Source organism: Allorhizocola rhizosphaerae (assembly GCF_003426775.1).
In the GTDB taxonomy this organism is placed as follows: Bacteria; Actinomycetota; Actinomycetes; order Mycobacteriales; family Micromonosporaceae; genus Allorhizocola; species Allorhizocola rhizosphaerae.
This window is the reverse complement of record NZ_QJUG01000005.1, coordinates 68224-74389: the sequence shown is the minus strand read 5'-3', so window position 1 is coordinate 74389 and position 6166 is coordinate 68224. Positions and strand designations below refer to the sequence as shown.

The 6166-nt window shown below is 68.4% G+C and carries 4 protein-coding genes; 1 reads left to right on the top strand and 3 read right to left on the bottom strand.

Annotated features, from left to right (window positions below; all coding sequences use genetic code 11):
- From DM816_RS02045 to DM816_RS02035, 3 genes are all read right to left on the bottom strand, one after another.
- A partial coding sequence (locus tag DM816_RS02045) for a TgpA N-terminal domain-containing protein (protein WP_246001447.1) occupies positions 1-787 on the bottom strand: 787 nt, incomplete at its 3' end.
- Positions 784-2085: a DUF58 domain-containing protein gene (locus tag DM816_RS02040; protein WP_117208312.1), complete on the bottom strand. Its 1302-nt coding sequence runs from the start codon at positions 2083-2085 to the stop codon at positions 784-786. The genes DM816_RS02045 and DM816_RS02040, both read right to left, overlap by 4 nt.
- A gap of 6 nt (positions 2086-2091) precedes the next feature.
- Positions 2092-3093, bottom strand: a complete 1002-nt coding sequence (locus DM816_RS02035; RefSeq protein WP_117208311.1) for an AAA family ATPase — start codon at positions 3091-3093, stop codon at positions 2092-2094.
- A 313-nt stretch (positions 3094-3406) separates the two neighbouring features.
- Between DM816_RS02035 and leuS the strand changes: the two genes are divergently transcribed.
- A complete protein-coding gene (gene leuS / locus DM816_RS02030) occupies positions 3407-6154 on the top strand; it encodes a leucine--tRNA ligase (RefSeq protein ID WP_117208310.1) in 2748 nt (915 codons plus the stop codon).
- The last annotated feature ends 12 nt before the right edge of the window (positions 6155-6166 follow it).

The following is a 6166-nucleotide window of genomic DNA, read 5'->3' as shown; positions in this document are numbered from 1 at the left end:
CGACCGTGCGGCCGCCGCGGCCCGAGCCGTCGCCCGGCCCCGTGCCCTCCCCGCCGAACTGGGCGAGCAGTCCCGTGGTCATGCCGGGCACGGCGAGCGGGAGCACCACCGCCGCGATCACGCCCGCGACCGCCAGCCTGCGCCCGCTGGCCGCGAGCGGCGACGGCTCCCACAGGTCCACGCCGCGGCCCTCGCCGGTGAACCGCCGCCCGAACCGCCGGACCTTGTCCACGTTGTCGCTGACGAGAAGCCACAGGTAGCCGACGGCCCCGATGATGAACGGGAACGGGGACACCGAGTCGATGATGACCGCAACCGGTACCGAATAAATGGCAAGCATCGGCAGGCCGGTCAGAGCGGGTCTGCGCAATCCCACCGCGAACAGGTCCACCAGGATGGCCACCCCGCCCACGCCCAGTGTGCTCAGGAAGACCAGGCTTTCGATGTCTGGGGCCGGCACGTAGGACGTCTGAATCTGCTCACCGGAGGCGACCAGCAGGCCCCCGAACCGGTCGATGGTCGCGGGCGTCGGGATGATGCCCAGCAGCGCGGTGCCGTTGCCGTAGAACAGCGTCAGCGCGAGCAGCAGGGCGCCAACCATCGCGGTGACCTGCGACCACAGCCGGCCGCGCATCGACCGGACCGTCCACGCCGCCCCCGCGATCAGCGCTACGGTGACGATGGCGTACATGAACCATTTCAGACCGTCGAAAATGGACAGTATCGGCGCGGCGGCCATCAGCGTCGCCGCCGCGGCGACAAGGGTCAAATGCCGACGGGACGTCATCGCCCACCCCCAATGGTCACGGTCTCGGCCATCGCCGCCCGTAGCGCGAAGCCCTGCATGCCGCGCGCGGCCTTGGGCCACAGCGTCGGCAGTTGGTCGCCGTGCTTGACCGGCACGACACGCCAGCCGTTCTGCAGCAGCGCTAGCGCGGACGCCGCGTGCTCCTTGTCGGCCTCGGCGCGGGCGGGCGCGGGCAGGTTGAGCCAGCTGTGCGTGTCCATCGCGAACCCGATGCACGTGGTGCCGTTGGTCCGCAGGTTGGCCAGCAGGCGCGCCTCGGCCTCGGTCAGCAGCCCGAGCACCGCGATCACGAGCCCGCCGTCGGAGCGCCGGCGCACCTGGTCGACCAGCGTCGAGATGTCGCCCCGGGCCGTGGACTTGACCTCGGCCAGGTGGTCGAGCAGCAGCCCGTCCCCGCCGATCTCATTGGCCTCGATGTCTGCGCCGACGTCCGTGACGAGGCGCATTTTGTACCCGGACTGTCGCAAGTGGACGGAGATGCTCGCCACCGCGGAGACCGCCCACTCGAACGAGCCGGTCGGCCCCTCGCCCCGGTGCCCATAGGACCTCGTATCGAGCACGACGGTCGCGCGGGACTCCCATGGCTGCTCCTCGCGCCGGACCATGAGCTCGCCCACCCGCGCGGTCGAGCGCCAGTGCACCCGCCGCAGGTCGTCGCCCTGCCGGTATTCGCGCGTGGCGGCGTCGTCCTCGCCGTGCACGGCCACCGAGCGGGCCCGGCTGTCGCCCGTGCCCACGTATTCGCCCGCCAACCGGACCATCGGCAGCGGTGTCACCTGCGGGATCACGGTCAGCCGGTCGGAGCTGGGGAATGCGCGGGTCATCTCGCACAGCCCGAACGGGTCGGTCATGCGCAGCGTCAGCGGACCCACCTCGTACCGACCGCGCAGCTCCGCCCGCACGGTGTAGGCCACCGACGACGCCTGCTGCGCGCCCAGCCGGTCGAGCACCAGCCGCGGCCGCGAGCCCAACGCGTACGGCAGCTTGTCTTCCAGCAGCAGCGTGCCGGTCGGCAGCCGGGACACGTTTTGCAGGCGCAGCAGCACCCGTGCCGTGCCGCCCGCCTGCACCCGGTAGGGGTCAAGACTGCGCTGGCACGCGAGCTTGTATCGCGCCCGGCCCACGTGCCATGCGGCCAGCAGCGGCAGGGCCAGCAGCAGAATCGACACGCGCAGCAGGTCCTTCTCGCCGAGCACCAGCGCGGACAGGGTCGCGGCCAGTCCGGCGGCGAGGAAGCTGCGTCCCCGCGTCGTCAGGCCCCGGAATGCCTCGCCCATGACGTCCTACCGGCCGTAGTAGGTGTTGGGCGGCGACGGCGGGCGGGTGTCGTACGGCGAGCGCCGGTCGTGCGGCACGGGCAGCCGGTGCACCAGCTCGGACAGGATCGCGTCGGTGGTCCGGCGGGACAGCTGCGCGTCGGCGGTGGGGATGATCCGGTGCGCGAGCACGGGCACGGCCAGGGTCTGCAGGTCGTCGGGGAGCACGTAGTCACGGCCGTCCAGGGCCGCGATCGCCTTCGCCGTGCGGATGAACTGCAGCGTCGAGCGGGGGGACGCGCCCAGGCGCAGCTCGGGGGCTTCACGCGTGGCGGTGACGAGATCGACCGCGTATTGCTTCACAGGCTGGGCCACGTGCACGTTGCGCACGGCCGCGATGCATCGCCGGACGGTCGCGGCGTCGGTGACGGCGACCAGGTCTTCAAGCGGGTCGTGGGACTGGTGCCCATCGAGCATGGCCAGCTCGGCGGGCTCGTCCGGGTATCCCATGGCGATTCTGGCGGTGAACCGGTCGCGCTGCGCCTCGGGGAGGGGGTAGGTGCCCTCCATCTCGATCGGGTTCTGCGTGGCGATGACCATGAACGGGACCTGGAGCTGGTAGGTCACGCCGTCGACGGTGACCTGGTGCTCCTCCATGCACTCCAGCAGCGCGGACTGGGTCTTCGGCGACGCCCGGTTGATCTCGTCGCCCACGACCAGGTTGGCGAACACCGCGCCCGGCTTGAACTCGAACTCGCGGGTCTCCTGGTTGTAGACGCTGACCCCGGTCACGTCGCTGGGCAGCAGGTCGGGGGTGAACTGGATGCGCCGGACCGAACAGTCGATCGAGCGGGCGAGCGCCTTGGCGAGCTTGGTCTTGCCAACGCCGGGCACGTCCTCGATCAGCAGGTGGCCCTCGGCCAGGAGGACGGCGAGCGCCAGCCGCACGGTGGCGGTCTTCCCCTCGATCACCTGCTCGATGTTGGCCACGATTGCGTTTGTCGTGGAGCGGAACTCCTCGACCGGCATGGGGTCACCGAGTTCGCTTGCTCCGCGTTGCGTTGTGGTCAAGGGGTTCCTCCTCGTGTCGGATGACGGATGGACGCTCGGGCGCGCCAAGAAGGTTGCTCGACAGGTTGCTCGTCGTTACTTGAGTCTTCATCAGTTAACCGCGTTCCGCCAATGTAGCCGGGCGCGCTATTATGCACCCATGTCCCGGGGCTTCCTGCTCCTTACGAGGCCGTGCTGACGCCCACGCCATAAAGCGGCGCAAGCACGGCGACCCCTTCTGCGCAAGGCGCGCGAAGGGTTTTTTTATGCCTTTGAAGTGGAGGAATAGATCATGGAGCAGGTAGAGGTCCCGCCCTTCCGGTACACGGCGGAGATGGCCAACCGGATCGAGGCTCGCTGGCAGGACTACTGGCGGCAAAACGGTACATTCCATGCGCCTAATCCCGTCGGTCCCCTGGCAGACGCGCAGCACCCCCGGTACGGCGCAGAGAAGATGTTCGTTCTGGATATGTTCCCCTACCCTAGCGGCGCTGGTCTACATGTGGGGCACCCGCTGGGGTTCATCGGCACCGACGTGTTCGCCCGGTTCAACCGGATGGCGGGCCGCAATGTGCTGCACACCATGGGGTTTGACGCGTTCGGCCTGCCCGCCGAGCAATATGCGGTCCAGACCGGTACCCACCCTAGAAAAACCACTGAAGAGAATATTGAGCGGTACCGTGCACAGCTGAGCATGCTGGGTCTGGGCCACGATCCGCGGCGCTCGGTCGCGACCACCGACGTCGAGTTCTATCGCTGGACGCAGTGGATTTTCCTGCAGATCTACAACTCGTGGTTTGACGCCGACCAGAAGAAGGCGCGCCCGATCGCAGAGCTGGAAGCACAGCTGGCACACCTGCCCGCTTCGGAAAGACGGAAGATTGTCGACTCCAAGCGGCTGGCCTACGTCAGCCAGGCCCCGGTCAACTGGTGTCCGGGCCTGGGCACGGTGCTGGCCAACGAAGAGGTCACGGCCGACGGGCGCAGCGAGCGGGGCAACTTCCCGGTCTTCAAGCGCAACCTGAAGCAGTGGATGATGCGCATCACGGCCTACGCCGACCGGCTGATCGACGACCTGGACGTGCTGGACTGGCCGGAGCCGATCAAGCTGATGCAGCGCAACTGGATCGGGCGTTCGACGGGTGCCTACATCGACTTTTCCTCCATAAGGGTCTTCACCACGCGGCCGGACACCGTGTTCGGCGCGACGTACATGGTGCTGGCACCCGAGCACGCCAAAGTGGACGAACTGGTCGCAGATGAGTGGCCCGACGGCACACACGCCGTGTGGACCGGTGGGCACGCCACGCCGCGCGAGGCGGTCGCGGCCTATCGCGAGTTCACCGCGTCGAAGTCCGATGTGGAGCGCCAGGCCGACGCGAAGGAGAAGACCGGCGTGTTCATCGGCGCGTTTGCCATGAACCCGGTCAACGGCGCGCATATCCCGATCTTCATCGCGGATTACGTGCTGGCGGGCTACGGCACGGGCGCGATCATGGCGGTGCCCGGCCAGGACGAGCGCGACTGGGAGTTCGCCGAGGTCTTCGAGCTGCCCATCATCCGGACCGTGGAGCCGCCCGCTTCGTTTGACGGGAAGGCCTACACCGGCGAGGGTCCGGCCATCAACTCGGGCTTCCTGGACGGCATGGACATCGCGCAGGCGAAGGCCGCGATCATCGAGTGGCTGGAGGCCCGCGGTTTCGGCGAGGGCGCGGTCACCTATCGGCTGCGCGACTGGCTGTTCAGCCGGCAGCGTTACTGGGGCGAGCCGTTCCCGATCGTGTTCGACGAGCACGGCAACGCCATCGCGCTGCCCGACTCGATGCTGCCGGTCGAGCTGCCCGACGTGGCGGACTTCGCGCCCAAGACGTTCGATGTCAACGACGCCGACAGCGAGCCGGAAACCCCGCTGTCGCGGGCCAAGGAGTGGGTCGAGGTCGAGCTGGACCTGGGCGACGGGCCGCGCGTCTACCGGCGCGAGACCAACGTCATGCCGCAGTGGGCGGGCTCGTGCTGGTACCAGCTGCGCTACCTGGACCCGACCAACGAGCAGCACTTCGTGGACCCCGCCAACGAGGCCTATTGGGTGGGCCCGCTGTCCGGCAAGCCGTCCGGCGGCGTCGACCTGTATGTGGGCGGCGTCGAGCACGCCGTGCTGCACCTGCTGTATGCGCGGTTCTGGCACAAGGTGCTGTACGACCTGGGGCACGTGTCGTCGTACGAGCCGTACCAGCGGCTGTACAACCAGGGCTACATCCAGGCGTACGCGTACCGCGACGATCGCGGCGCGGTCGTGCCCGCCGAGGAGGTCGTCGAGGAGCAGCCCGGCATCTACGTGTGGAACGGGCAGAAGGTCGACCGCGAGTACGGCAAGATGGGCAAGTCGCTGAAGAACGTCGTGACGCCTGACGAGATGTGCTCTCAGTATGGCGCGGATACGTTCCGGGTGTATGAGATGTCCATGGGCCCGCTGGATGTGTCGCGGCCGTGGGACACGCGAGCCGTCGTCGGCTCGCAACGGTTCCTGCAGCGGGTCTGGCGGGCGGTCGTCGACGAGCACACGGGTTCGACGGTGGTTTCGGGGGATCCGGCGCCCGTTGAAGTCAAGCGGCTGCTGCACAAGACCATCGCGGGCGTGCGTGAGGACATGGCCGAGCTGCGCTTCAATACGGCCATCGCCAAGCTGATCGAGCTGACCAACGCACTGACCAAACTGGACGGTACGCCGCGCGACGTGGCCGAGCCGCTGGTGCTGATGCTGGCGCCGTTCGCACCGCACATCGCCGAGGAACTGTGGCACCGCCTGGGCCACGCCGGGTCGCTGACCTATGTGGACTTCCCGCAGGCCGACCCGGCCATGCTGGTCGACGCGACGGTCACCTATCCGGTGCAGGTCAACGGGAAGGTGCGGGGGCGTATCGAGGTCGCGGCCGATGCCGGCGAGGACGCCATCCGTGCCGCCGCGCTGGATGCGGTGTCCATTGTGGACGCGAAGAAGGTCATCGTGGTACCGGGCCGGCTGGTCTCGGTGGTCGCGTAGATCCACAACTGA